1 pseudogene is annotated in these 347 nt (G+C 58.2%); it reads right to left on the reverse strand.

Features of this window, described 5'->3' with window-relative positions:
• Window positions 1–347 (reverse strand): annotated as a pseudogene (locus QMX89_RS22895) (hypothetical protein); the annotation flags it as partial.

Raw genomic sequence — 347 nt, forward strand, 5'->3', positions numbered from 1 at the left:
CCAGTCGACCTCACTGTATAAATTTTCGGGGTAAAGACAACTGCAGCCGCCTCGTTGGTGCCTCCTGCCACATCCACTTTCAAAGTCAGGGTCAGCGAGCTGGCATCCCTTAGATCTTTCAATTCGCCAGCGGGCACTGTAAACGTCTGGCTCCCTGCACTCACCCAATCCGGATCGACGATGCTGGGCGGGCCCATCAGTTGTTTGTGGTAAGGGCTGCCATCCTGCCGGGTACCCGACAATGTCAGCCACACCGACTGTCGTTGCGCAATCAACGGCCATTGACCAACACGTACGGTGGCATCGCCGGTGAGGCTGTCAACGTCGAGCTCAGGTCCAGCGCCGCT

It is taken from the genome of Pseudomonas sp. PS01301, assembly GCF_029960215.1.
Taxonomy (GTDB): Bacteria; Pseudomonadota; Gammaproteobacteria; order Pseudomonadales; family Pseudomonadaceae; genus Aquipseudomonas; species Aquipseudomonas coleopterorum.